This window comes from Neorhizobium huautlense, from assembly GCF_030811685.1.
Classification (GTDB): Bacteria; Pseudomonadota; Alphaproteobacteria; order Rhizobiales; family Rhizobiaceae; genus Neorhizobium; species Neorhizobium huautlense_A.
In genome coordinates, this window is record NZ_JAUSRF010000002.1 from 118,165 (window position 1) to 141,236 (window position 23,072).

The 23,072-nt window shown below is 60.2% G+C and carries 22 protein-coding genes; 16 read left to right on the forward strand and 6 right to left on the reverse strand.

Annotated elements, in window-relative coordinates; genetic code table 11:
• The first annotated feature begins 26 nt into the window (after positions 1 to 26).
• The 3 genes from modA (at position 27) to modC (ending at position 2,667) form a co-directional block, all read left to right on the forward strand.
• Positions 27 to 827, forward strand: coding sequence for a molybdate ABC transporter substrate-binding protein (gene modA, locus J2T09_RS03155; RefSeq protein ID WP_306831007.1), 801 nt, complete (start codon positions 27 to 29; stop codon positions 825 to 827).
• Between the two features lie 77 nt (positions 828 to 904).
• The gene (gene modB / locus J2T09_RS03160) at positions 905 to 1,603 is read left to right on the forward strand and encodes a molybdate ABC transporter permease subunit (protein WP_306831008.1); all 699 of its coding nucleotides are present in this window, start codon (positions 905 to 907) and stop codon (positions 1,601 to 1,603) included.
• The gene (modC, locus tag J2T09_RS03165; protein ID WP_306831010.1) at positions 1,603 to 2,667 is read left to right on the forward strand and encodes a molybdenum ABC transporter ATP-binding protein; all 1,065 of its coding nucleotides are present in this window, start codon (positions 1,603 to 1,605) and stop codon (positions 2,665 to 2,667) included. The genes modB and modC overlap by 1 nt, the downstream gene beginning before the upstream one ends.
• Here the strand turns inward: modC and J2T09_RS03170 are convergent.
• Positions 2,664 to 3,050, reverse strand: coding sequence for a winged helix-turn-helix domain-containing protein (locus J2T09_RS03170; RefSeq protein ID WP_306831012.1), 387 nt, complete (start codon positions 3,048 to 3,050; stop codon positions 2,664 to 2,666). The genes modC and J2T09_RS03170 overlap by 4 nt on opposite strands.
• A 67-nt stretch (positions 3,051 to 3,117) precedes the next feature.
• Positions 3,118 to 4,062, reverse strand: coding sequence for a 2-hydroxyacid dehydrogenase (locus J2T09_RS03175; RefSeq protein WP_306831014.1), 945 nt, complete (start codon positions 4,060 to 4,062; stop codon positions 3,118 to 3,120).
• Positions 4,063 to 4,248: 186 nt separating this feature from the next.
• Here J2T09_RS03175 and J2T09_RS03180 point away from each other — a divergent pair, with 186 nt between their 5' ends.
• Entirely contained in the window at positions 4,249 to 5,109 is an 861-nt protein-coding gene (locus J2T09_RS03180; RefSeq protein WP_306831016.1) for a D-amino-acid transaminase, read from the forward strand.
• Between the two features lie 118 nt (positions 5,110 to 5,227).
• Here J2T09_RS03180 and J2T09_RS03185 read toward each other — a convergent pair whose 3' ends face one another.
• Positions 5,228 to 5,443 (reverse strand): DUF2735 domain-containing protein, encoded by a 216-nt coding sequence (locus J2T09_RS03185; RefSeq protein WP_306831018.1) that lies wholly within the window; start codon positions 5,441 to 5,443, stop codon positions 5,228 to 5,230.
• Between the two features lie 419 nt (positions 5,444 to 5,862).
• Between J2T09_RS03185 and J2T09_RS03190 the strand changes: the two genes are divergently transcribed.
• Positions 5,863 to 6,897 (forward strand): glutamine synthetase beta-grasp domain-containing protein, encoded by a 1,035-nt coding sequence (locus J2T09_RS03190; protein WP_306831020.1) that lies wholly within the window; start codon positions 5,863 to 5,865, stop codon positions 6,895 to 6,897.
• Positions 6,898 to 6,976: 79 nt separating this feature from the next.
• Here the strand turns inward: J2T09_RS03190 and J2T09_RS03195 are convergent, their stop codons facing one another.
• Entirely contained in the window at positions 6,977 to 7,174 is a 198-nt protein-coding gene (locus J2T09_RS03195) for a hypothetical protein (RefSeq protein WP_306831022.1), read from the reverse strand.
• Between the two features lie 216 nt (positions 7,175 to 7,390).
• On the opposite strand from J2T09_RS03195, the gene J2T09_RS03200 reads away from it, so the two are divergent.
• The 7 genes from J2T09_RS03200 to J2T09_RS03230 all read left to right on the forward strand — a co-directional run bounded on the left by J2T09_RS03200 (position 7,391) and on the right by J2T09_RS03230 (position 15,247).
• Positions 7,391 to 8,467, forward strand: coding sequence for a LacI family DNA-binding transcriptional regulator (locus J2T09_RS03200; RefSeq protein WP_306831023.1), 1,077 nt, complete (start codon positions 7,391 to 7,393; stop codon positions 8,465 to 8,467).
• Positions 8,464 to 9,495: an ABC transporter substrate-binding protein gene (locus J2T09_RS03205; RefSeq protein ID WP_306831026.1), complete on the forward strand. Its 1,032-nt coding sequence runs from the start codon at positions 8,464 to 8,466 to the stop codon at positions 9,493 to 9,495. The genes J2T09_RS03200 and J2T09_RS03205 overlap by 4 nt, the downstream gene beginning before the upstream one ends.
• 362 nt (positions 9,496 to 9,857) lie before the next feature.
• Positions 9,858 to 10,715 carry an ABC transporter permease gene (locus J2T09_RS03210; RefSeq protein WP_306831028.1) on the forward strand — a complete coding sequence of 286 codons (858 nt, stop codon included), beginning with the start codon at positions 9,858 to 9,860 and terminating at the stop codon, positions 10,713 to 10,715.
• A complete protein-coding gene (locus J2T09_RS03215) occupies positions 10,715 to 11,494 on the forward strand; it encodes an ABC transporter permease (RefSeq protein WP_306831657.1) in 780 nt (259 codons plus the stop codon). The genes J2T09_RS03210 and J2T09_RS03215 overlap by 1 nt, the downstream gene beginning before the upstream one ends.
• Positions 11,487 to 12,512: an ABC transporter ATP-binding protein gene (locus J2T09_RS03220; protein WP_306831030.1), complete on the forward strand. Its 1,026-nt coding sequence runs from the start codon at positions 11,487 to 11,489 to the stop codon at positions 12,510 to 12,512. The genes J2T09_RS03215 and J2T09_RS03220 overlap by 8 nt, the downstream gene beginning before the upstream one ends.
• Before the next feature lie 15 nt (positions 12,513 to 12,527).
• Positions 12,528 to 13,463, forward strand: coding sequence for a nucleoside hydrolase (locus J2T09_RS03225; RefSeq protein WP_306831032.1), 936 nt, complete (start codon positions 12,528 to 12,530; stop codon positions 13,461 to 13,463).
• A complete protein-coding gene (locus tag J2T09_RS03230) occupies positions 13,460 to 15,247 on the forward strand; it encodes an adenine deaminase (RefSeq protein WP_306831034.1) in 1,788 nt (595 codons plus the stop codon). Before J2T09_RS03225 ends, J2T09_RS03230 begins: the two co-directional genes overlap by 4 nt.
• Before the next feature lie 21 nt (positions 15,248 to 15,268).
• Here the strand turns inward: J2T09_RS03230 and J2T09_RS03235 are convergent, their stop codons facing one another.
• Positions 15,269 to 16,009 carry a response regulator gene (locus tag J2T09_RS03235; RefSeq protein ID WP_306831036.1) on the reverse strand — a complete coding sequence of 247 codons (741 nt, stop codon included), beginning with the start codon at positions 16,007 to 16,009 and terminating at the stop codon, positions 15,269 to 15,271.
• Between the two features lie 136 nt (positions 16,010 to 16,145).
• Here J2T09_RS03235 and J2T09_RS03240 point away from each other — a divergent pair, with 136 nt between their 5' ends.
• A complete protein-coding gene (locus tag J2T09_RS03240; protein ID WP_306831037.1) occupies positions 16,146 to 16,898 on the forward strand; it encodes a Crp/Fnr family transcriptional regulator in 753 nt (250 codons plus the stop codon).
• 21 nt (positions 16,899 to 16,919) lie between these two features.
• The gene (locus J2T09_RS03245) at positions 16,920 to 18,830 is read left to right on the forward strand and encodes a hybrid sensor histidine kinase/response regulator (protein WP_306831039.1); all 1,911 of its coding nucleotides are present in this window, start codon (positions 16,920 to 16,922) and stop codon (positions 18,828 to 18,830) included.
• 128 nt (positions 18,831 to 18,958) lie between these two features.
• Here the strand turns inward: J2T09_RS03245 and J2T09_RS03250 are convergent, their stop codons facing one another.
• Positions 18,959 to 20,722, reverse strand: a complete 1,764-nt coding sequence (locus J2T09_RS03250) for an ABC transporter ATP-binding protein/permease (protein WP_306831042.1) — start codon at positions 20,720 to 20,722, stop codon at positions 18,959 to 18,961.
• Positions 20,723 to 21,002: 280 nt separating this feature from the next.
• Here J2T09_RS03250 and J2T09_RS03255 point away from each other — a divergent pair, with 280 nt between their 5' ends.
• Both J2T09_RS03255 and J2T09_RS03260 read left to right on the forward strand, forming a co-directional pair.
• Positions 21,003 to 22,139, forward strand: a complete 1,137-nt coding sequence (locus J2T09_RS03255; protein WP_306831044.1) for an ABC transporter substrate-binding protein — start codon at positions 21,003 to 21,005, stop codon at positions 22,137 to 22,139.
• Positions 22,140 to 22,148: 9 nt separating this feature from the next.
• On the forward strand, positions 22,149 to 23,069 hold the full coding sequence (locus tag J2T09_RS03260) for a branched-chain amino acid ABC transporter permease (RefSeq protein WP_306831046.1): 921 nt from the start codon (positions 22,149 to 22,151) through the stop codon (positions 23,067 to 23,069).
• Positions 23,070 to 23,072: the final 3 nt, after the last annotated feature.

Below are 23,072 nucleotides of genomic sequence, written 5' to 3' on the forward strand. Positions count from 1 at the left end.
ACATTTCGCTTTCGGAGAGAATTCCCATGCAAACCCAACGTCGTCACTGGTTGAAGATCGCTGCCACTTCGGCTGCAGCGCTCTGGCTCGGTCTCACGGTCATGGCCGCACCCGCCGCGGCGCAGGAGAAAAAGGTCACGGTGTTTGCCGCTGCCAGCATGAAAAATGCGCTGGATGCCGCCGATGCCGTATGGTCGAAGGAAAGTGGCGTTCAGGTCACCGTTTCCTATGCCGCCAGCTCGGCTCTCGCCAAGCAGATCGAAGCCGGTGCGCCGGCCGACGTCTTCATCTCCGCCGATCTCGACTGGATGGATTATGTCGCCAAGAAATCGCTGATCAAGGCCGATACCCGTTCCAACCTGCTCGGCAACCGCATCGTGCTCGTCGCTGAAAAGGGCACGGCGCAGAAGGTTGATATCAAGGCGGGTTTCGATCTTTCCACGCTGGTGGGTGACAGCAAGCTCGCCATGGGCGCGGTCGATAGCGTTCCGGCCGGCAAATACGGCAAGGCCGCGCTTGAAAAGCTGGGCGCCTGGTCGGCTGTCGAAAAGAAGGTGGCGGGTGCTGAAAGCGTTCGTGCTGCTCTGGCCCTCGTTTCGCGCGGCGAAGCCGCTTATGGCATCGTTTACCAGACGGATGCCGCTGCCGATAAGGGCGTCGAGATCGTCGGCACCTTCCCGGAGGATTCGCACCCGGCCATCATCTATCCGGTCGCACTTCTGTCTGAAAGCAAGAGCGCCGATGCAGCCGCCTATCTCGACTTCCTGAAGTCGGACAGGGCAGCGCCTTTCTTCGAAGCCCAGGGCTTTACGGTTCTGAAGAAGTAAGCCTCTTATAGTTTATTGATAAATCGCGGCTCCCGCCGAGAGATGGGGGCCGTCTTTTTGATACGGGTTGGGTTACATTGGACTGGTTGGCACTCAGCGATGAGGAATGGACGGCGATCCACCTCAGCCTGCGGATTTCGGGCATTGCCATGCTCGTCAGTCTGCCCTTCGGCATTCTGGTCGCGCTGGCTCTGGCGCGCGGAAAATTCTGGGGCAAATCGATATTGAACGGCATCGTGCATCTGCCGCTCATCCTGCCGCCCGTCGTTACCGGTTTCATTCTGCTCGTCCTGTTCGGCCGTCGCGGCGTGATCGGTGCCTTTCTCGATCAATATCTCGGCATAGTACTCTCCTTCCGCTGGACGGGTGCAGCACTTGCCTGCGGTGTCATGGGGTTTCCGCTGATGGTGCGTTCCATCCGCCTGTCGATCGAGGCTGTCGATACGAAGCTGGAAGAGGCGGCCGGTACGCTCGGTGCCAGCCCGGCCTGGGTTTTCCTCACCGTCACGCTGCCGCTGATTCTGCCCGGCATCATTGCCGGTGCGATCCTGTCCTTTGCCAAGGCGATGGGCGAGTTCGGCGCCACCATCACCTTCGTGTCCAACATTCCCGGTGAAACGCAGACGCTGTCTGCCGCCATCTACACATTCACGCAGGTGCCGGGTGGGGATGCCGGGGCGCTCAGGCTCACCATCGTTGCGGTAATCATCTCCATGGCAGCGCTGCTCGCCTCGGAATTCATGGCCTATATGGTCGGCAAGCGGACGAGGCTCTAATGACGCTGACCGTCGAGGCCAAAACCAAGCTTGGCACATTTTCGCTGGATGTCTCCTTCACCTCCGAACAGGGGGTGACGGCGCTGTTCGGCCGTTCCGGTTCGGGAAAAACCTCGGTTATCCGCATGATATCAGGCCTATCGCGGCTGGATCAGGGGCGCATTGCGCTGGATGGCGACGTGCTGGTGGATACGTCGCGCGGCGTTTTTCGAGCGCCGCACAAACGCCGTTTCGGTTACGTGTTTCAGGAAGCGCGGCTGTTTCCGCATCTGGATGTTCGCAAAAACCTCAATTACGGGCGCTGGTTTGCGCCCAAAACCGCGCGTTCGAACAATTTCGATCAGGTGGTCGAATTGTTGGGCATCGAAACGCTTCTCGATCGGCGGCCCGGCAAATTGTCGGGTGGGGAACAGCAGCGTGTGGCGATCGGGCGCGCACTTCTCTCTGCGCCGCGTCTTCTGTTGATGGACGAGCCGCTGGCGGCGCTGGATGAAAGCCGCAAAAACGAAGTGCTTCCTTATCTCGAGCGCCTGCGCGACGAACTCGGCCTGCCGATCGTGTATGTCAGCCATTCGGTGGCGGAAGTGGCGCGGCTGGCGGATCGTGTCGTGCTGATGAAGGATGGTCGCATCGAGGCGACCGGCAGTGCATCCGAAGTGCTGCGCGATCTGGGCGGCGATACGCGCGAAGCGGCCAGTGTTCTTTCGGGCACGGTCGAGGATGTCGATGCGGTTCATCGGCTGGCGCGGGTTAAAACCGGTGCCGGCACTTTGCTCGTGCCGGCAGAGCAGGCGCAGGTGGGCAAGACCGTTCGTGTTCTGGTGCCGGCGCGCGACGTGATGATCGCCACCACAAGGCCCGAGGGCTTAAGCGCGCTCAATATATTGGCGGGCACGGTGGAGCGTATCGATGCGGATGGCGACGGCATGATCGGCGTGCGGATCACCTGCGGCAGCGAGACCATTCTTGCCCGCATCACCGCCTTTTCCGGCAGCGTGCTGGGGCTTGCTCCGGGGCGTGAGGTGTTTGCGGCCATCAAGACGGCAGCGCTGGAGCGGCGTTAGTCTTTTGGTGTGTCTGTGGCTTCTGCCGGTGCCCGGTGCTTGGCGAGCCATGCCAGATCGGCATCGATGGCTTTGGCCGCCTTGTCCTGAAGCGCCTGCATGCGGGCAAGCAATTCCTCGCCAAAGGCTGTCAGGGCAGCGCCACCGCCGCGCTGGCCGCCACGCTGGCTTTCCACCACCGGCTCGCTGAACATGTGGTTCATCTCGTCCACCAGAAGCCAGGCGCGGCGATAGGACATGTCCATGGCGCGGCCTGCGGCGGAGATCGATCCGGTGTCGCGGATCAGGCCCATCAACTGGACCTTGCCGCGCCCGAGCCGTGTTGCGCCCGGAAAATCGACGCGCAGGACAAGCTTCAGTTCATTTCCTCCGGTTTTGCTCATGTCGCGGAAGGTCCTCCAAACTGCCTTCATCCGTCACCAATGGCTTTTCTTGCCAAAGGTTGCGTTTTTAATACCCCGCCTTGAGGTCCACGGTTTTTGGTAATTGCCCGGTCTGGCGCCATTGACGGATATTGGCGGCAACGATGCCGGCGGCGGTAAAACGATCGGTCGGGCCGGAAATATGCGGCAGCACGGTCACCGATGGGTGTGCCCAGAACGGCGAGGCGGCTGGCAGCGGCTCTTGCGCGAACACGTCGAGCACGGCATGCGACAGGTGTTTTGCATCGAGTGCTGCGATCAGGTCGGCATTGACGATGATCGGGCCACGGGCAAAATTGATGATGGCGGCCCCCGGTTTCATCTGCTTGAGCCGGCGGGCATCCAGCAAACCGCGTGTTTCCGCCGTCAGCGGCATCAGGCAGACAAGAATGTCGCTGGTGCCCAGAATGCGATCGAAACCGTCGTCGCCGGACATGGTTTCCACCCCGTCCACCGTTTTGCTGCTGCGGCTCCAGCCAATCACGTTGAAGCCCGCGCCCTTGAGGCGTTCTGCCGAGGCCTTGCCCAGTTCGCCAAGGCCGAGAAGGCCGATGGTGACATCGCGCGGGTGGCGATAATCCAGCGGTGCCCACTCGGCCTTTTGCTGGTTTGTCCGGTAGGCCGGCATGTCGCGGTGCAGGTAATAGGTCCAGGCGAGCACGGCTTCCGCCATGACGCGGGCAAGTTCCGGATCGACGAGGCGCACAATCGGCGCGGCACCCGGTCCCAGTTCAGCCACCAGACGCTCGACGCCGGCCCACAGACTGTGGATCCACTGGATGTTGGGAAGCTCAGCCACATCAGCCGGATCGGGATTGGCAACGATCGCCAGTTCCGCCTCGGCGCGCTGTTCGGCGCTCATGTCACGGAAGGAAAGAATGGTTTCTTCCGGCAGCGCATCGCTGAGCGCTTCCTTCCAGACGGCCTCCGTTGCGGCATCCGAGCGGGTGACGAGGGCAAGCGGCTTTGGCATCCTGGCATCTTTCCGGAAAATGACTGTTTGGGCGCAATGGTCTTTTTCAGCCATAGCATGAGCGCCAAATGCTTCCAATCATTGCCCGTTATATTTCAATAGGATGATGATATAGCGCGGAGGTCGGGGCGATGTTATCGATTGTTATCGCTGCTTCGTCGCTCAATTCAGTCAGGAAAATCGCCCATGTCCCGCATCGTTTATCTCAATGGCCAGTGGCTGCCCGAGGATGAAGCAAAGGTCTCGATCTTCGACCGTGGATATACATTTGCCGATGCCATCTATGAGGTGACGGCGGTGATCGGCGGCAAACTGCTGGATTATCCGGGGCATGTTACGCGGCTGAAACGTTCGCTGGAAGCGATCGGTATTCCGATGCCGGTCGGCGAAAACGAGCTGCTCGATCTGCACCACGAGATCGTCGCGAAAAACGGCGTTGATGAGGGGTTGATCTACCTGCAGGTCTCGCGTGGTGCGGAGGATCGCAATTTTCTCTATTCCGAAGACCTGAAGCCGACATTCTCGATGTTCACGCAGGCCTTTCCAGTTCTCGCCAATCCGAAAGTGGAAAGCGGCATCACCGTCGTTTCCATGCCGGATGGTCGCTGGGTCAACCGTCAGATCAAGACGGTGCAGCTGCTCTATTCGTCATTGGCCAAGATGGAAGCGAAAAAACAGGGTGCCGATGATGTCATCTTCGTTGAGGACGGGTTCATCACCGAAGCCAGTTCGGCGAATTTCCACATCATCACCCGGGCCGGGGTTCTGGTGACGCGTCACCTTTCCAACGCGCTGCTGCATGGCATTACGCGCGGTTCGGTGCTTGGGCTGGCCGGCAAGGCCGATCTGCAATTCGAGGAGCGTGCGTTTTCTGTCGAAGAAGCGCTGGATGCGGCGGAAGCCTTCGTCACCTCCGCGACCAATTTCGTCATGCCGGTCGTATCGATCGACGGCAAGGCGATCGGTTCGGGCCGACCGGGTGCTTCGACACTGAAACTGCGTGAGATCTATATCGCCGACAAGCTGGCGCATGCGATCGGGCGCTGAGTCCGAAACAGGCTTTCTGCCCATACGATAGTCGGCGCCGGATTGCGGCGTCGACCAAAAAATCAGCACGAATGCCCATTATTTGACTTTTTGCATAAAAAGTCGGCGCTTTTTTGGATCAGTTGGTGCGGCCGGGTTTGCCGTCGCCGTCATGAAGTGCTTCTTCATGATACCAGGAGCCGCCAAAAGCGAGGTCGGAAAATTCGACGCTCGGGCTGGTCTTGGGCGTTGCCGCAGTCTGGATGCGGCTTGCCTGTGTTGCGTGCCAGCCTGTGCGGCCGCCGACTGGAAATTGCAAAACCGTTGCTGTCTGTCTTTCGAAATTCGTCGCCATGATTTTCGTCCGATGTCGTGTGGTTACGTCCGCACGGCCGTATTTGCCCATCATTTATTCCATAAGCCTGAAAATAAGTCAAGAATCGGCTGAATAAATGTGCATTATGCCTATGATTTAATCATTTGTATGATTTTGATTGTAGGCAGGGCGGAAATGCCTGTTTCTAATTCAACGCTTGCCGGTTGTGATTGGTTCCGGATCCGAAGTTGGCGCAAAAATCGTCACGCCGATTTTTTCACCGCTTTCAATGTGGCTTCGGCGACGGATTTTGTGCGCTGCGGAATCGAATTTTTAGGATCGAAATTGAATCTGGCACGGCGCATGCATCGTATCTGGCATCCATGATGGACCGGTCCCAATGTGTGGTCGGCCGTTTGGTGTTGCGCTCATTCAGACAGCATCAGTAGAGAGAACAGATGACGAAATTTAAGCTCGAGTACATTTGGCTGGACGGCTACACCCCGGTTCCGAACCTTCGCGGTAAAACGCAGGTCAAGGAATTCGATGCCTTCCCGACGCTGGAACAGCTGCCGCTCTGGGGCTTTGATGGTTCGTCCACGATGCAGGCCGAAGGCCGCTCGTCTGACTGTGTTCTCAAGCCGGTCGCTCTTTATCCGGATCCGGCCCGCACCAATGGTGCGCTGGTCATGTGCGAAGTCATGATGCCGGATGGCGTCACGCCGCATCCGTCCAACAGCCGTGCAACCATCCTCGACGACGAAGATGCATGGTTCGGTTTCGAGCAGGAATATTTCTTCTACGAGAACGGCCGTCCGCTCGGCTTCCCGGAACAGGGTTACCCGGCTCCGCAGGGTCCGTATTATTGCGGCGTCGGCTCTGCCAATGTCGGCCCGGTTGCCCGTGAAATCGTCGAGGAGCACCTGGATCTCTGCCTTGCTGCCGGTATCAACCACGAAGGCATCAATGCCGAAGTGGCCAAGGGTCAGTGGGAATTCCAGATCTTCGGCAAGGGCTCGAAGCGCGCTGCCGACCAGATCTGGATGGCCCGTTACCTTCTGCAGCGCCTGACGGAACAGTACGGCATCGACATCGAATACCACTGCAAGCCGCTCGGCGACACCGACTGGAACGGCTCGGGCATGCACTGCAACTTCTCGACCAAGTACATGCGCGAAGTTGGCGGCAAGGAATATTTCGAAGCCCTGATGGCGCAGTTCGAAAAGAACCTCGACGCACACATCGCCGTTTACGGTCCTGACAATGACAAGCGTCTGACCGGCAAGCACGAAACAGCTCCGTGGAACAAGTTCTCCTACGGCGTTGCCGACCGTGGCGCCTCGATCCGCGTTCCGCATTCCTTCGTCAAGAACGACTACAAGGGTTACCTTGAAGACCGTCGTCCGAACAGCCAGGGCTGCCCTTACCAGATCGCTTCCCAGGTTCTGAAGACGATCTCGGAAGTGCCGCTCGCAAAGTCGGCTGCCGCTTAAGTTTCTCAAGGCTTTCAAACAAAAACCGCCGCCTGTGAAAACGGGCGGCGGTTTTGTCGTTTCAGGTCTCTGCTTCCCGTCAGGCGGCGCCGGCCGGATCGCCGATCGGCAGAAGAGCGGGGTCGAGCGGCGGATCGTTGGGGTTCTTGCTGTCGCCGGGATCCTTCACCGGCGGAACCGGTGGTTTTTCCTGGACGCGGTCCGGAATGCCGGGTGTCGGCGTCGGGCCGCGCGGCGTGTCTGCTTCCGGTGTCGGGATCGGGTCGCGATTGGGCATGTCCTTGCCTCCTTGTCCTTGTTTTCAAAAGAACAACCAGCGTGGCGGCCAGAGGTTCCCGATCGTGATCGGGAGGCCGCTTATTTACCAATCCCCACATAACTGTCGTAAAACGCGAGTGATGCTGCATTTTCGATTCGACAAGAACACCGACATTCGTTACCGGTTAAACGATTAATCACCTGCATTACTGTCCACTCGGCGAACGTTGCTTTGATGTCACGTCAGAAACCTAGGCTTGCAAGAATCGCAGATGCCCTTGGCGTTTCCACCGCCACGGTTTCCAATGCGCTTTCCGGCAAGGGGCGCGTGTCGCCCGAGCTGGCGGAACGTATTCGCGCGACGGCGGCCGAGTTGGGTTATGTACCAAGCGTCGCTGGCCGTGCGCTTCGCACCGGCCGCAGCGGCGTTCTGGGTCTGGTGCTTGCCGATATCAGCAACCCGCTGTTTCCGAAGCTCGCGCAGGCCATTGAAAACTCCGCCGCCAAGGTCGGCTATGGCATTCTGATCGCCGACTCCCATGGTGATGTGACGGCGCAGACGCAGGCGATCGAACGGCTGATCGAACGTGGTGTGGATGGCATGATCGTCGTTCCGCGTCGCGGCACCTGGGTAACGGGTGCCAGCTGTCCGGTGGCTGTCATCGACAGCCCTTCGACGCCCGGCAACACGGTCGCCGCCGACCACTGGTCCGGCGGGCAGGGTCTTGGCCTTCATCTTTATTCCCTCGGGCATAAACATGTGCTGTTGCTCGGCAATAGCACCGCATCGAACGTGCAGAACGACCGTCTCGGCGGCGTGAAGGCCGGTCTCGGCAGCGCCAAAGTCGAGACGATCTGGATCGAAAAGCTGGAGGCGCAGTCGGGGCAGGGCTGTTCGCTGGGCCTTGCCGAAGCGGTTGCGCGTGGCGTGACGGCAATTGCCGCCATTTCCGATCTGGTTGCCTTGCGCGCGCTCACCGAATTGCAGCGCGCCGGTATTGCCGTGCCGGAAGATGTGAGTGTGACCGGTTTCGACGACCTGATCTGGTCCTCGGTGATCACGCCGGGTCTGACGACGATGCGCATGGATGTCGCGACCATCGCCGATATCGCCATCGCCGCCGTGCTCGATGCGATCAATCAACCCCATGTTGCCGGTTCACGCGGCACTGATGGCGATACCGTGATCGCCAGCCAGCCGAAAGTGCCGATGGAACTGGTGGTGCGCCAGTCGACCGGACCGGCGAGAAAATCCGCATACCCAAACGATAATAAAACAGACAACCTCACAGCAGGAGAACTTATACAATGAACAAGGTCATGCTCGCATCGGGCGTCGCCCTGATGTTTTCCATGGGCGCTGCCCATTCGGCACTTGCGCAGGAAAAGACCCTGACGATTTCCGTCTATGCGCTGGCGCAGGACGAATACAAGAAGATCGTCTACACCCCGTTTGAAGAAAAATGCGGCTGCAAGCTGGTTGTCGAAACCGGCAACAGCGTCGAGCGCATTGCCAAGATGGATGCCAACAAGGCCAATCCGGTGGTCGACATGGCCGTTGTCTCGATGGCGGATGCTCTGTCGGCAGCACGTGCCGGCCTGATCGACACGATCGATACGTCGAAGATCGCCAGCTTCAACGATCTCTACGACATCGCCAAGGACCCGAATGGCGACGGCATGAGCATCGGTTACACCTTCTATGCCACCTCGATCGCTTACCGCAGCGACAAGATGAAGATCGAAAGCTGGGCCGACCTCCTGAAGCCGGAATATGCCGCGCATATCGCATGGCCTAACGTCACCACCAATCAGGGCCCGCCGTCGCTCTATATGCTGGGCCTCGCGCTGGGCAAGGATACGCCGGATCTGGCCGCCCCGATCGAAGCCGTTGGCGCCGCCAAGGACGACATCGTCACCTTCTATGAAAAGTCGTCGCAGCTGGTTCAGCTGATGCAGCAGGAAGAAATCTGGGCAGCGCCGATCGGCCGCTTCACCTGGGCGCCTTTCTCCAAGCTCGACATGCCGATCGCATGGGCGACGCCGAAGGAAGGCCAGACCGGCGGCATGAACGTCATGATCGTCACCAAGAATTCCAAGAACCGCGATCTGGCGCTTGAGTTCATGGATTTCTGGCTGTCCGCTGACACGCAGTCGAAGCTGGCCGAAGCGCTGATCGACAGCCCGGCCAACAAGGAGGCCAAGGTTTCCGAAGCGGCTGCCAAGAACCTCACCTATGGCGAGGAAACCGCCAAGAGCCTGAAGCTGATCCCGTCGGCCACCTCTCTCGACAACCGTGCCGGCTGGCTGAAGAGCTGGAACGAGAAGGTCGGGCAGTAAGCTTCTTTGATTGGGGCAAGTTGCCCCAGCCCTTTCTCCGTGAATTGGGGGGAGGCAATCGCATATGGAATTGAGCTGGTGCCGCTTGCTCCCTTCGATCTCCCCCCTTGAGGGGGAGATGTCACCGAAAGGTGACAGAGGGGGGGAAACAACGGTGCGGCAGACGGGGCGAAAGCGCTTTAGCGCCAGGATCACCCCCCTCTGTCCTGCCGGACATCTCCCCCTCAAGGGGGGAGATCGGCTGGGGCAACGCATTGACAAATATCTTCCCCCGCTTGCGGGGAGAAGGTGCCGGTAGGCGGATGAGGGGCGGGCCTCATTTGCGACGGCAGATATCGAACGACACCGAAGAAAGACAAAATATGTTCCAAAACAGGGCCGAGGCCCTCGCACTGGCATTGCCGGCCGCGCTGTTCGCAGCAGCGGTCTTCATTGCGCCGGTGGTGATCCTCCTCTCCGATGGTTTCAGGGCGCCCGGCGGCGGCTGGACGATTTCGGCCTATACCGAATTTTTCTCCAGCTCGCTCAATCAGGCGGTCTTCCTGCGCACGCTGAAGCTCGGTGTGCTTGTCACCATCGTGGCGGCGGTCATCGGTTATGCGGCGGCATTCGCCATCGTCAGCCTTGAACCGGGCAAAAAGGGCAAGGTTACTGGCCTCATCGTGCTGCCGCTGATGATTTCGCCGGTCGCGCGTACCTATGCCTGGATCGTCATTCTCGGCCGCACCGGCATCGTCAATCAGGCGTTTCAGGCGCTGGGTATCAGTGAAGCGCCGTTGCGCATCCTGTTTTCGGAAACCGCCATCTTCATCGGCCTGTTGCAGCTTTTCCTGCCGCTGATGATCATCTCGCTGATCTCGGCGCTTGAAAACATGCCGAAGGATGCCATTCCGGCGGCCCGCGTGCTGGGTGCCAACTGGTTCCAGGTGTTCTGGAAGGTCATCCTGCCGCTCACCAAGGAAGGTGTCGTCATCGGTGGCACGCTGGTCTTCACCGGCTGCCTCACCGCCTATATCACGCCTGCCATTCTCGGTGGCTCCAAGGTGCTGATGCTGGAAACGCTGCTGTACCAACAGGTGACGGTTTCGAACAACTTTGTCGCCGCCAGCGTCATCGCGCTGATCCTCATCGTCATGAGCTTTGCCGCCAACATTCTGCTGAAACGTGTCGCCACCGCGCGCAACAAGACAATGCGCAATACCAAGGGGACCGCACAATGATGGCCCGTAACCTTTTCATCCCGATCACGCTCGGCCTGGTCATCACCTTCCTGATCGGCCCGTTCCTGATCATCGTCGCCGCCTCGTTTTCGGCCGGCGAAACACTGGCCTTTCCGCCGCAGGGCTTTTCTCTGCGCTGGATCGCCAAGGTCTTCACCGTCGAAAGTTTCCGCGACAGTTTCTACATGTCGATGTTTCTCGCCATCGGCGGCACGCTTGCGGCCCTGATCCTCGGCATTCCTGCCTCCTACGCGCTGTCGCGCTACAAGCTGCCGGGGGCGGAAACCATCCGCACCATCGTCTCCGCGCCGATCATCGTGCCCGGCATCATCGTCGGTCTGTCGCTCCTGCGTTACATCGTCGTACCGTTTCAGGTCGGCATCACGCTGGCGCTGTTTCTGGCGCATACGGCATTGATCCTGCCCTATGCGGTGCGTGTCGTCTCGGCCAGCCTCGGCAACCTGCGCTCCGATATCGAGGAAGCGGCGGTGCTGCTCGGCTCGTCGCGTCTCGGTGCCTTCTTCCGTGTCGTGCTGCCGAACATCCGCGGCGGCATCATGTCGGCCTTCATTCTCGGTTTCGTCACCTCGTTCAATCAGGTGCCGGTCTCGCTGTTTCTTTCGGGTCCCGGTGTGCGCACACTGCCGGTCGACATGATCGCCTATATGGAAATCGTCTTCGACCCCTCCGTCGCAGCCCTCTCCGCGCTGCTCGCCTTCATGTCCATCGGCATCGTTTTCCTCGCCGAACGTTTTCTGGGGTTCTCCCGTTATGTCTGATCCAAATTTCCTCACCCTCGAAAACCTGACGCTTGCCTACGGTGACACCGTTGCCGTCAAGGACCTGAACCTCACCATCGGCAAGGGCGAACTCGTCGCTTTTCTCGGGCCATCGGGCTGCGGCAAGACCACGACCATGCGCGCAATCGCCGGCCTGCTCTCGCCCGCTTCCGGCCATGTGAAGCTGGATGGAGCGGATATCACCCGCGTTTCGGCCAACAAGCGCAATGTCGGCCTGATGTTCCAGTCCTACGCGCTGTTTCCGCATCTGTCGGTGTATGAAAACGTCGCCTTCGGTCTGCGTTTGAAAAAGACGCCGGCGGCCGAACTCGACAAGCGCGTGCGTGCCGGCATCACCTCCGTCGGCCTCTCCGATTATGCCGATCGCAAGCCGGGCGAACTTTCGGGCGGCCAGCAGCAGCGCGTCGCTTTGGCCCGCTCGATGGTGATGGAACCAAAGGTTCTCCTGCTCGACGAGCCGCTGTCCAACCTCGATGCCCGCCTGCGCCTCGACATGCGCTCCGAACTGCAGCGCGTGCAGAAGGAAACCGGCGTGACGATGATTTTTGTCACACACGATCAGGGAGAGGCACTTTCTTTGGCTGATCGCATTGTTGTGATGAAGCGTGGTGCTATAGAACAGATAGGATCACCGGAAGATATCTATAACCGCCCCACTTCCGCCTTCGTTGCAGACTTCGTTGGCTTCGAGAATATCTTCGAACTTTCAGACGGACGACTGAAGACCCCCAAGGGTCCGGTCGAACTTTCCGGACCAGTCCCGATAGCGGCGGGACTGGCCTGGCGGCCGCGCATGGTAACCCTGGGCTCAGGTCCTTTCCAGGGAACCGTGCGCGGTGCATCCTTTGCCGGCAACAGCCGCGAATACCTGCTCGATACGCCACTTGGGCCCATCAAGGCCGAAGTCGATGCTGCCCTGCCGCCGCATGAACTGGGTGCCGAACTGGCTTTCGATCTGCCGGTCGGTACGGCTGCACAGCTTAGCACGTTCGGGTAAGGGCGGAGCAGGCGCATGGGTGTGTGGATCGATACCGATATGGGTTTTGACGACATCGCCGCCATCATGGTGGTCGATGCCGCAGCCCGTTCGCGGCCTGAATTTTCCATCGACGGTATATCGCTGGTACTCGGCAATGCGCCGCTTGACCGGGTGAAGCGCAATGCGGCCGGCGCTGTGCAGGCTTTTGGCTGGCGGTTTCCGGTCTATTCGGGACGCGCCCTGCCGGTTCTGGGCAAACTCGAAACGGCCACATCCATCCTCAGCGATCATGGCATGCCGACTGCCGGCCAACGCCTGCCGGATGTTGCCGTGCCCGCCATGGGCGATGCCTTCGAAGCCCTGTGCCGCTGGCTGGAAGGCGAGGGGCCGAAACGTATTCTGGCGCTTGGCCCACTCACCAATATCGCAGCTGTTGCGCTGGCAAGGCCCGATCTTGCCGCGCGTATCACCGATCTTGTCTGGATGGGTGGGGCGGTCACGGCCGGCAATCACACGGCGTCGGCCGAGTTCAACGCCTTTGCCGATCCTGAAGCGATTGCCATCGTTCTTTCGCACGGCATTCCGTTCCGGATGGTCGATCTCGATCTCTGCCGTCAGGTTCTGGCAACGCCTTCGGATGTCGCGCCGGTTCGTGCGGCAGGCGGGCGTAATGCGGCTCTCATCGCCGATCTGCTCGACGGTTTCATCGCCATTGCCACCAGCCGTGGCCGCCCCGCCATGGCACTTTACGATGCCGTCGCGGCCGTCGCCTTTATCGACGAAAACCTTGTCGGATGGCGCCCTGCGCGCATTGATGCCGAACTGGCCGGCACTTTCACGCGCGGTCGCACCGTCGTGGAAACGCGATCCGGCAAGGCTGAATTCAACGCCGCCTATGCGGCCACTATTGCGGTCGACCCTGCGCGGTCGATCATTCTGGAAACATTGCGACTGGAGGGAAGCCGTTGAACGACATCATCATCAACGTCCACAAATTCACCGATCCCGCCCTGCGCAGCCGCGCCATTGCAGCCGCCCGTGGTGATGCGTCGTTCGACATCCTGATCACCGGCGGCACGCTGGTCGACGTGATGACGCAAGAGCGCCGCCCTGCCGATATCGGCATCGTCGGCCCGATCATCGCCAGCGTGCATGCGCCGGGCAGCCGCGCGGATGCGGACGAGATCATTGACGCCACCGGCGCTTTCATCACGCCGGGCCTGATCGACATGCACATGCATATCGAAAGCTCGATGGTGACGCCGGCCACTTACGCCGCCTCGGTCATGCCACGTGGTGTCACCACCATCGTTTGGGATCCGCATGAATTCGGCAATGTCCACGGCGTCGATGGCGTCCGCTGGGCCGTGGAGGCGATCAAGCAACTGCCGCTGCGCTCCGTCGTGCTGGCGCCATCCTGCGTGCCCTCGGCGCCGGGTTTCGAGACCGCAGGTGCGGATTTCGATGCTTCGGTGATCGAGGAACTGCTGCTCTGGCCGAAGATCGGCGGGCTGGCCGAAGTCATGAACATGCGCGACGTGATCAGCCGCGAACCGCGCATGGCCGCCATCATGCAGGCCGCCCTGACGTCGGAAAAGCTGGTCTGCGGCCATGCGCGTGGCCTCACCGGCGGTGATCTGGCCGCCTTCATGGTCGCAGGCGTCACCTCCGATCACGAGCTGACCTCCGCGGCCGACCTCATGGAAAAGCTACGGGCGGGCCTGACGATCGAATTGCGCGGTTCGCACGATCATCTGCTGCCGGAATTCGTCGAAGCCCTGAACACGCTCGGCCATCTGCCGTCATCCGTGACGCTTTGCACCGATGACGTATTTCCCGACGATCTCCTGAAGGCGGGCGGTCTGGATGATGTCGTGCGCCGTCTGGTGCGTTACGGCATGAAGCCGGAATGGGCGCTGAAGGCTGCCACCATCAATGCCTCCAACCGTCTCGATCGCGCCGATCTCGGCCTGATCGCTGCCGGTCGCCGCGCCGATATCGTCATCTTCGAGGATATTGTCGATTTTCGTGCCCGTCATGTGTTTGCGAGCGGCACGGAGGTGGCGCAGGCAGGCCGCATGATGTTGGCAACGCCGCTGATCGACACGGGACCACTGACGGATTCCGTCAAGCTTTCGGCTCTGTCTGAAAACGATTTCCGCGTTGCCTCGAATGGTTCGCGGGTGAAACTGGCCGTTATCGACCGCCCACGCTTCACGCAATGGGCGGAAGCCGAAGCCGATGTCGTCGACGGTTACGTCGTGCCGCCCGAAGGCACGACGATGATCGCCGTTACACACCGCCACGGTATTGCCGAAACCTCGACCAAGGTCGGTTTCCTCGGCAGCTGGGGCAATTGGCGCGGCGCGTTTGCGACCACAGTCGCTCACGACAGCCATAACCTCACCGTGTTCGGCGGTAATGCCGCCGATATGGCGGTTGCCGCCAATGCGGTGATCGAAGCCGGTGGCGGTCTGGCCGTTGCATCTGAAGGCAAGGTGATCGCCATTCTGCCGCTGCCGCTGTCGGGACTGGTGTCCGATGCACCGCTGGCGGAGATCGCGGAAGGGTTTGCGGCCGTTCGTTCCGCCATGGACACGATCGTTGAATGGCAGCCGCCCTATCTCGTTTTCAAGGCATGCTTCGGCGCAACGCTCGCCTGTAATGCCGGGCCTCACCAGACTGACCGGGGCGTCGCAGACGTCATCACCGGCAAGCTTCTGGAAACGCCCGTCATCGAGACGCTGCGCTGATGCTATCGCCGGAGACGGGGGTCAGGACCTCGTCTCCGGCGACATGGCACCGGCAAACATGTAACCGACACCGCGCACCGAACGGATCAGGTGTGGCTTGGCCGGATCAACTTCAATCTTCTTGCGCAGCCGCGCCACCTGGGCGTCGATCGAACGGTCGAACACGTCGAGATCGCGCCCGCGCGTCTGGTTCATCAGAACTTCACGGGTAAGAACGCGGCCGGCATTGCGGGCAAGCACGGTCAGCATGTCGAATTCGCCGGTGGTCAGTTCCACTTCCTGACCCGTCGGATCGAGCAGGCGGCGGCGTGACTGCTCCAGCTTCCAGCCGTCGAATACGATGGCATCGGATGGTTCCGCCGCATGCAGTTCCGCCGGACGGCGACGACGAAGAATACTGCGCACGCGGGCAAGCACTTCGCGCAGGTGAAACGGCTTGGCCATGTAATCGTCGGCGCCGACTTCCAGCCCGACAATGCGGTCGAGTACGTCGTCGCGGCCGGTCAACATGATGATCGGGATGTCCGATGTGGTGCGGATTTCGCGCGCCAGTGTCAGCCCGTCCTCGCTCTGCGGCAGAACGAGATCGAGCAGGATCAGGTCGATCGTATGTTCTGCCATCAGCTTGCGCATACCCGTGCCATCTGCGGCGCCGTGCACGACGAACCCCTCATCCTCGAAGTAGCGTGCGACCATTTGGCGAATTCTCGCCTCGTCATCCACGATCAGGATATGGTCCGCACGTTTTTCGATCTTTGCCATTCGCAGCCCGACTCAAAGTCTCTGTTACACACCGTCACACGATTTAACGCACGGTAACATGCACGGCATCAACGTGTCACCGCGACGCAGCAAAAGAGAACCTGTCAAATGCTATTGGGTTTCAGGGGATTTCGCGATGCTGTCGGTTGCATATAGTGCTGAAGCAAAACACTTAAACGCAGCAAGGCTCGCTCCGCAGCCGGAACGGCTTGAAGAGCTTTTTTGTGCGGTACCGCGTGAATCTTTCGAAGCCGGTGAAGGCGTCTTCTGGGAAGGCGATCAGGCAGACCATGTCTTCAAGGTCTCGGAAGGTGTGCTTCGTGTCTTCAAGATCATTGCGGACGGCCGCCGCGTCATCACCGGCTTCCTTTATGCCGGTGACCTTGTCGGTCTGTCGCTGAAGGATCGGTATCTCTACAGCGCCGAAGCTGTTACTCCGGTTCGCCTGCGTCGCCTGGCCCGCAAGCCTTTTGCCGAAGCGCTGGAAAAATGGCCGGACCTGCGCCCGCAGTTCTTTGCCCGCGTTTGTGACGAAATGGCAACCGCCCAGGACCAGATGGTGCTTCTGTCGCGCAAGAGCGCCGAAGAACGTGTCGCCACCTTCCTGATGCTGCTCGCCCGCCGCCTGCATGGCTGCCACCCGATCGGCCGCCGCATTCATTTGCCGATGAGCCGCCTCGACATGGCCGATTATCTCGGCCTCACCATCGAAACGGTTTCGCGCACCATCACCAAGCTGGTCGCGCGCGGCGTCATCAGCCCTGAAGGTCGCCACGATTTTGCGATCTGCAAACCGGGAAAACTGCTTGCGCTCTGCGGTGATGGCGATAGTTACGAAGATACGATCGACCGCGAGCCGAAGATGCGGCAGGCGATCTGGCCGCATTAAGGGCCAGGATTGGGATACGGCATGGACGACCAAATCATCGACAAGGGCGAGGGCGACCTCGCCCTCAAATTGTCTGCACTCGATCCCCTCCACGTCGTCGTGCACGATGCCGATGGCGTGATCCGCAACTGGAGCACCGGCAGCGGCAGGCTGTTCGGCTGGTCCGCGCAGGATGCGGTTGGCCGTACGCTGACCGATATTCTGGCGCCTGAGGAAACCCTGTCGATCCCCGAGATCGATGCCGTCATCCGCATGTATGGACGCTGGAAGGGCAATCTCGTCTATCGCCATCGTGATGGTCATCCGATTTCGGTGCTGAGCCGCTGGCTGCACCTGCCAGGGGAAAATGGCCAGCCGCCGCTGATCATGCAGGTCAACGAGGATTTCGATGCCGCAGCCTCGATCCGCGAGGATCTGGCAGCGCGCGAGGCACATTTCCGTTCCATCCTCCAGACCGTGCCTGAAGCCATGGTCGTCATCGACGAACTCGGCATCATCACCTCGTTCAGTTCCGCCGCCGAAGACCTGTTCGGATACGAGGCGAGCGAGGTCGAGGGCCGCAACGTTTCCATGCTGATGCCGAACCCGGACCGTGAAAACCACGACCGTTACATCGGCAAATATCTCGCCACCGGCCATCGCCGCATCATCGGCATCGGCCGGGTGGTCAAGGGCCTGCGTAAGGACGGCACGACATTTCCGATGGAACTGGCGGTCGGCGAGGCGGTGTCGAACGGCAAGCGTGTGTTCACCGGTTTCGTGCGCGACCTCACCAGCCGTCACAAGATCGAGGAAGAGCTGCGCCAGGCGCAGAAGATGGAGGCGATCGGCCAGCTGACCGGCGGTCTCGCCCACGATTTCAACAACCTGCTCACCATCATCAGCGGCAATCTGGAAATCGCGGAGGCCAAGGTGACCGATCCCAAGGTGCAGGTTCTGCTGCGCGAGGCGCAGGGCGCTACCGATGATGGAGCCAAGCTGACCGGTCAGCTATTGGCATTCGGCCGCAAGCAGCCGCTTAACCCGAAACTCACCGATCTCGGCCAGATGATCGCCAGTTTTTCGGAGCTGATCCGCCGTACGATCGGTGATCGCATCGAGTTGCGCACCGTTGTGACGGGCGGCGCCAACGAGGCGCTGGTCGACGGGCCGCAATTGCAGAACGTGCTTTTGAACCTGACGCTGAACGCCCGCGACGCCATGCCGGAAGGCGGAGAGTTGTCGATCGAGGTCAGCCGCGTTTATCTCGATCAGGATTATGCGCAGATGTACCCGGAAATGCGCGCCGGCGAATATGTGCTGATCGCGGTCACCGATACCGGCATGGGCATGAGCGAGGATGTGAAGGTGCGTGCCTTCGAGCCCTTCTTCACAACCAAGCATGGCGGCGGCGGAACGGGGCTGGGCCTCAGCATGGTTTATGGTTTCGTGCGCCAGTCGGGCGGCCATATCCAGCTCGAAAGCGAACTCGGTCAGGGGACAAGCCTGCGTGTGTTTCTGCCTTCGGTGACGCGCCAGACGGCGGCGGTCGAGGAAGGCGCAAGCATGGCTGATCAGCCCGTCATCGTCGGCGGCAGGGAGCCGGTGCTTGTCGTGGAAGACGATGCGCGCGTGCGCCGCATTGCGGTCGCGCGGCTGGAAACGGCCGGTTACACCGTGCATCAGGCCGGTGGTGGCGTGGAGGCGCTGGAAATTCTCGCCAACAATCCGGACATCGTGCTGCTGTTTACCGATGTCGCCATGCCCGGCATGTCGGGTGACAAGCTGGCGCAGGAAGTGCGCAAGCGCCGGCCGGATATCAAGGTACTGTTCACGTCAGGTTTTGCGGAGCCGGAAGTGGCGTTGCAGCAATTTGCCGAACATTCGGCATGGTTGAAGAAACCTTATACGGCGCGGGAACTGGCGGCGCAGATGCGGGCGTTGCTGGATTGAGTTTTTGGGTGACCAGCCCAGTCGCATAAGGAATTGAGCCGGTGCCGCTTGCTCCCGATGATCTCCCCCTCAAGGGGGGAGATCGGCTGGAGGAACCGTCCAATTCCACACGCAAATGACCCAACCCCTCACACCGGCTGCAAATGGATCGCCCGTGACTTCATGACTTCCTGAAAAAGTTCCTGGCGGCCGATATAGATGATGGCGCTGTCCTTCAGCTCGTCCATCACCTTCAAAATCTCTCCCTGCGTTTCCGGTTCCAGCCCTTCCAGCGCATCATCGAGAACCAGCCATTTTGGTGCCGTCAGCAACACGTTGGCCAATCGCAGGCGGGCCTGATCGTCCTCTTCCAGCACCCGGTCCCAGCGCTCGTGCCGGTCGAGGTCGCTCGCCAGCCGTTCCAGTCCTGCGCGCTTCAACGCGTCGGTGATTGTTGCATCGTCAAAACCTGACGGGTCGCGTGGATAAGCGACAGCCGCCCGCAAGGGCGTATCCGGGAAATAGCGTTTCTGCGGCATGAACAGGATATCGTCCTGCGGCGGCATGAGGATCTCGCCCTTGCCCCAGGCCCAAAGGCCGGCCATGGCCTGGAACAGAAGGTGCCGGTTGACACTGGCATCGCCGTTGACCATGACGCGCTCGCCGGGGGTGATGATGATTTCTGCCTCGGGGATTTTCAGGCCGCGATCGGTGGGTGTGCCGGGCGGTCCGGGCAGGATCGACAGGTCACGCAGGACCATTTTCTGGTCCTCGCCAAAACTCTGCGCCAGATCGGTTTCGGCGATATCGGGCTTGTCCATTTCCAGCAGCGCCTTGCGGAAGGTGGAGACGCGGTAGAGTGCTGCCTTCCAGTCGGCGATCTGGCGAAAGTTGTCGATATACCAGCGCAAGGCTGCATTGACCTGCGTGAACGCGCCGACCGCCACCATCAGCCAGCCGAAGGACAACATGCCGTTGAAATAGACCGGCGAGGCGATCAGGATCGGCGCCACCAGCGTCAGCCAGCCAAAACCGGAGGAGACCCAGGTGAGGTTGGTGATGGCGATCGCCTGCCGCCAGATGACGGCGAGAACCGTCGAGACCGCATTCTGGATCTGGCCGCGTTCGCTGCCTTCGCCGCGTGCGAGCGTGATGGAGGCGAGGTTTTCATTCGCATGCATCAGCGAGAAGCGCAGTTCGGCTTCCTTGGAATAACGCTCGGCATTGATATCCGGCAGGTTGCGGCCGACAAAACTGCTGAGCAGCGAGGCGGTGCCGGCATAGATCAGCGCTGCCCAGACCATGTAGCCCGGAATGGCGATATGGTGACCATAAAGATTGAAGGCGAAATCCGCCGAAATTTCCCAGAGCACGCCGATAAAGGAGACCAGCAGGATCGACGAGCTGACGAGACCGATCGACAGCGACGTGGTGATTTCCGCCAGATTGCGGGCATCCTCATGCAGGCGCTGGTCCGGGTTGACGCCGATCGATCCGAAGTTGGCGAGTTTCATGGCTCGCCCGGCCTTCATCCACTGGTCGATCAGATCCCGCGTCAGGCCCTCGCGCATGGAAAGCGCCATCATCTGGTTGAGAAAGGCCTGAATGACGTTCAGCACCAGCAACACGCCGGCAATGACTGCAAACACTTCCAGCTGGATCAGGAAAGCATCGAGATCGCGGCGCTGCAGGCTGTCGTAGAACGGGGCGTTCCAGCTGTTGAGGCGATATTGCGCGTAGGTGGTGGCAAGGATGATGACGAGGAGCGCGATGGCGAGCGTAACGATGCGAGCCTTGATCTTCGTGTTCCAGAAGGCGCCGAGCATCATCCGCAACTGAGCCAGAAAACCGAAATGCGACGGGTCTATTTCAAGCTGGGCGAGTTGGCTTTCGCTCTCGGTTATCTGCGCCATGCAATCATTCCATTACAACAAGCGGGATGCGGGCTTCCGCAACTCTTTATAACGCAAAAGTGTAAACGGCTTGCCTTGAGCGAAACGGGTGCCCGGTTTTGCCTCTCGTGGAGAGCAAAGCCTTGTAAAAACGACTGCCTGCGGGGTCTGAAACGCAAAAGGCGGATCTGGCATGTGGAAGTTTTGTTCCAACTGTGAGAAGGGAAGAAAAAAGCCAGCCCGGACACAGAATGCCGGCGGCCACAAGACCATGGAACAGTCGAACCAACGGGAGCATGCCATGAAGACCTTCCTGTCCGCCGCCACGCTGGCGCTCAGCCTCAGCGTTTCCTCGCTTGCGGTTGCCGAGCCGATCAAGATCGGCCTGATCACCACGCTGTCAGGCGGTGGCGCGGGCCTCGGTGTCGATACGCGTGACGGTTTCATGCTGGCCATCAAGGAAGCGGGCAACAAGGACATCACCGTCATCACCGAGGATGACGCGCAGAAGCCGGAACTGGCCGTGCAGATCGCCGACAAGATGATCCAGAGCGATCAGGTGGATATTTTGACGGGTATCGTCTGGTCGAACCTGCTGATGGCGGTTGCTCCCTCTGCCAATGCGCAGGGAAAATTCTACGTTTCCACCAATGCCGCGCCGGCGGCGCTTGCGGGTGCAAAGTGCAATCCGCTCTATTTCAATGCCGCCTACCAGAACGACAATCTTCATGAAGCCATGGGCGAATATGCCAACAAGGACTACAAGAAGATTTTTATCATGGCGCCGAACTATCCGGCCGGCAAAGACTCGCTGACCGGCTTCAAGCGTTATTACAAGGGTGAACTGGCAGCCGAAGTTTACACCAAGGTCGGCCAGACCGATTATGCCGCCGAAATCGCCCAGATCCGCGCGTCCGGTGCCGATGCCGTGTTTGCCTTCCTGCCCGGCGGCATGGGTATTTCCTTTATGAAACAATATGCCCAGTCTGGCGTCAAAACGCCGATCATGGGACCGGGTTTCTCCTTCAGCCAGGATGTGCTGCCGGCGATCGGTGATGCAGCACTTGGCGTGAAAGCGTCCGGCCAGTGGGTAAAGGACCTCGACAACGAGGCGAACAAGAAATTCGTGCCTGCCTTCCAGAAGGAATATGGCCGCTTGCCTTCGCTTTACGCCGTACAGGCCTATGATGCGGCGCAGCTGATCCTGTCGGCCGCCTCCAAGGCCAGCGTCAAGGATGCCAAGGCATTTGGTGAAGCGATGAAGGCCGCCGACATCCAGTCGCCGCGTGGAAAATTCAAGTTCAACACCAACCTGCACCCGATCCAGGACATCTATGTCACGGAAGTGGTGAAGGAAGATGGCGTGCTGACCAACAAGACGGTGTCAAAGATCTTCACCGATCACGGTGATGCCTATGCCAAAGACTGCAAGATGTAAGGATTTTTGGTGATCCTGTCTCTTGCCCTCGAGCAGCTGCTCAATGGCCTGCAGCTCGGCGTCATGTTGTTTCTCATGGCGGCCGGGCTGACGCTGATCTTTGGCGTTATGGGCCTGATCAATCTCGCCCATGGTTCGCTTTACATGGTTGGCGCCTTCGCCTGCGCGGTCGTGGCGGCTGCTACCGGTTCGTTCTGGCTCGGGCTGGCGGCAAGCCTCGTCTGTGCGGCGGCAGCCGGGGCCATCGTCGAGTTTCTGGTCATTCGAAGGCTTTATGACCGCGACCATCTCGATCAGGTGCTGGCCACCTTTGCGCTGATCCTGATTTTTTCCGAAGGCGCGCGCTGGCTGTTCGGCTCGTTCCCGCTCTATCTCGATATTCCGCCGCTTCTGTCCGGCGCCGTGCCGCTGCCGGGCATCGAGGCCTATCCGCTCTATCGCCTTGCGATTATCGGCGTCGGCGCGCTGGTGGCTTTTGGCCTCTACCTGCTGATCTCGAAAACCCGGCTCGGCATGCGCATCCGCGCCGGTGAAAGCGACCGCGAAATGATCGCCGCACTCGGTGTCGATATCCGCACGCTTTATACCGTCGTTTTCGCGCTCGGCTCTGCACTGGCAGGGCTTGCCGGTGCGCTGGTCGGTGCGTTGCAATCGGTGCAGGTCGGCATGGGGGAACCGGTGCTGATCCTCGCTTTCGTGGTCATCGTCATCGGCGGTATCGGTTCGATCAAGGGGGCGCTGGTCGGAGCGCTTATCGTCGGGTTGACCGATACACTCGGGCGCTTTCTGCTGCCGTCTCTGCTCGGCCTGATCCTGCCGGCTTCGACTGCCGGTACGGTTGGTGCATCGCTGGCGGCGATGCTGATCTATATCGTCATGGCGCTGGTTCTGGCGTTTCGCCCGCGCGGCCTTTTTCCGGCAAAGGCATGACCG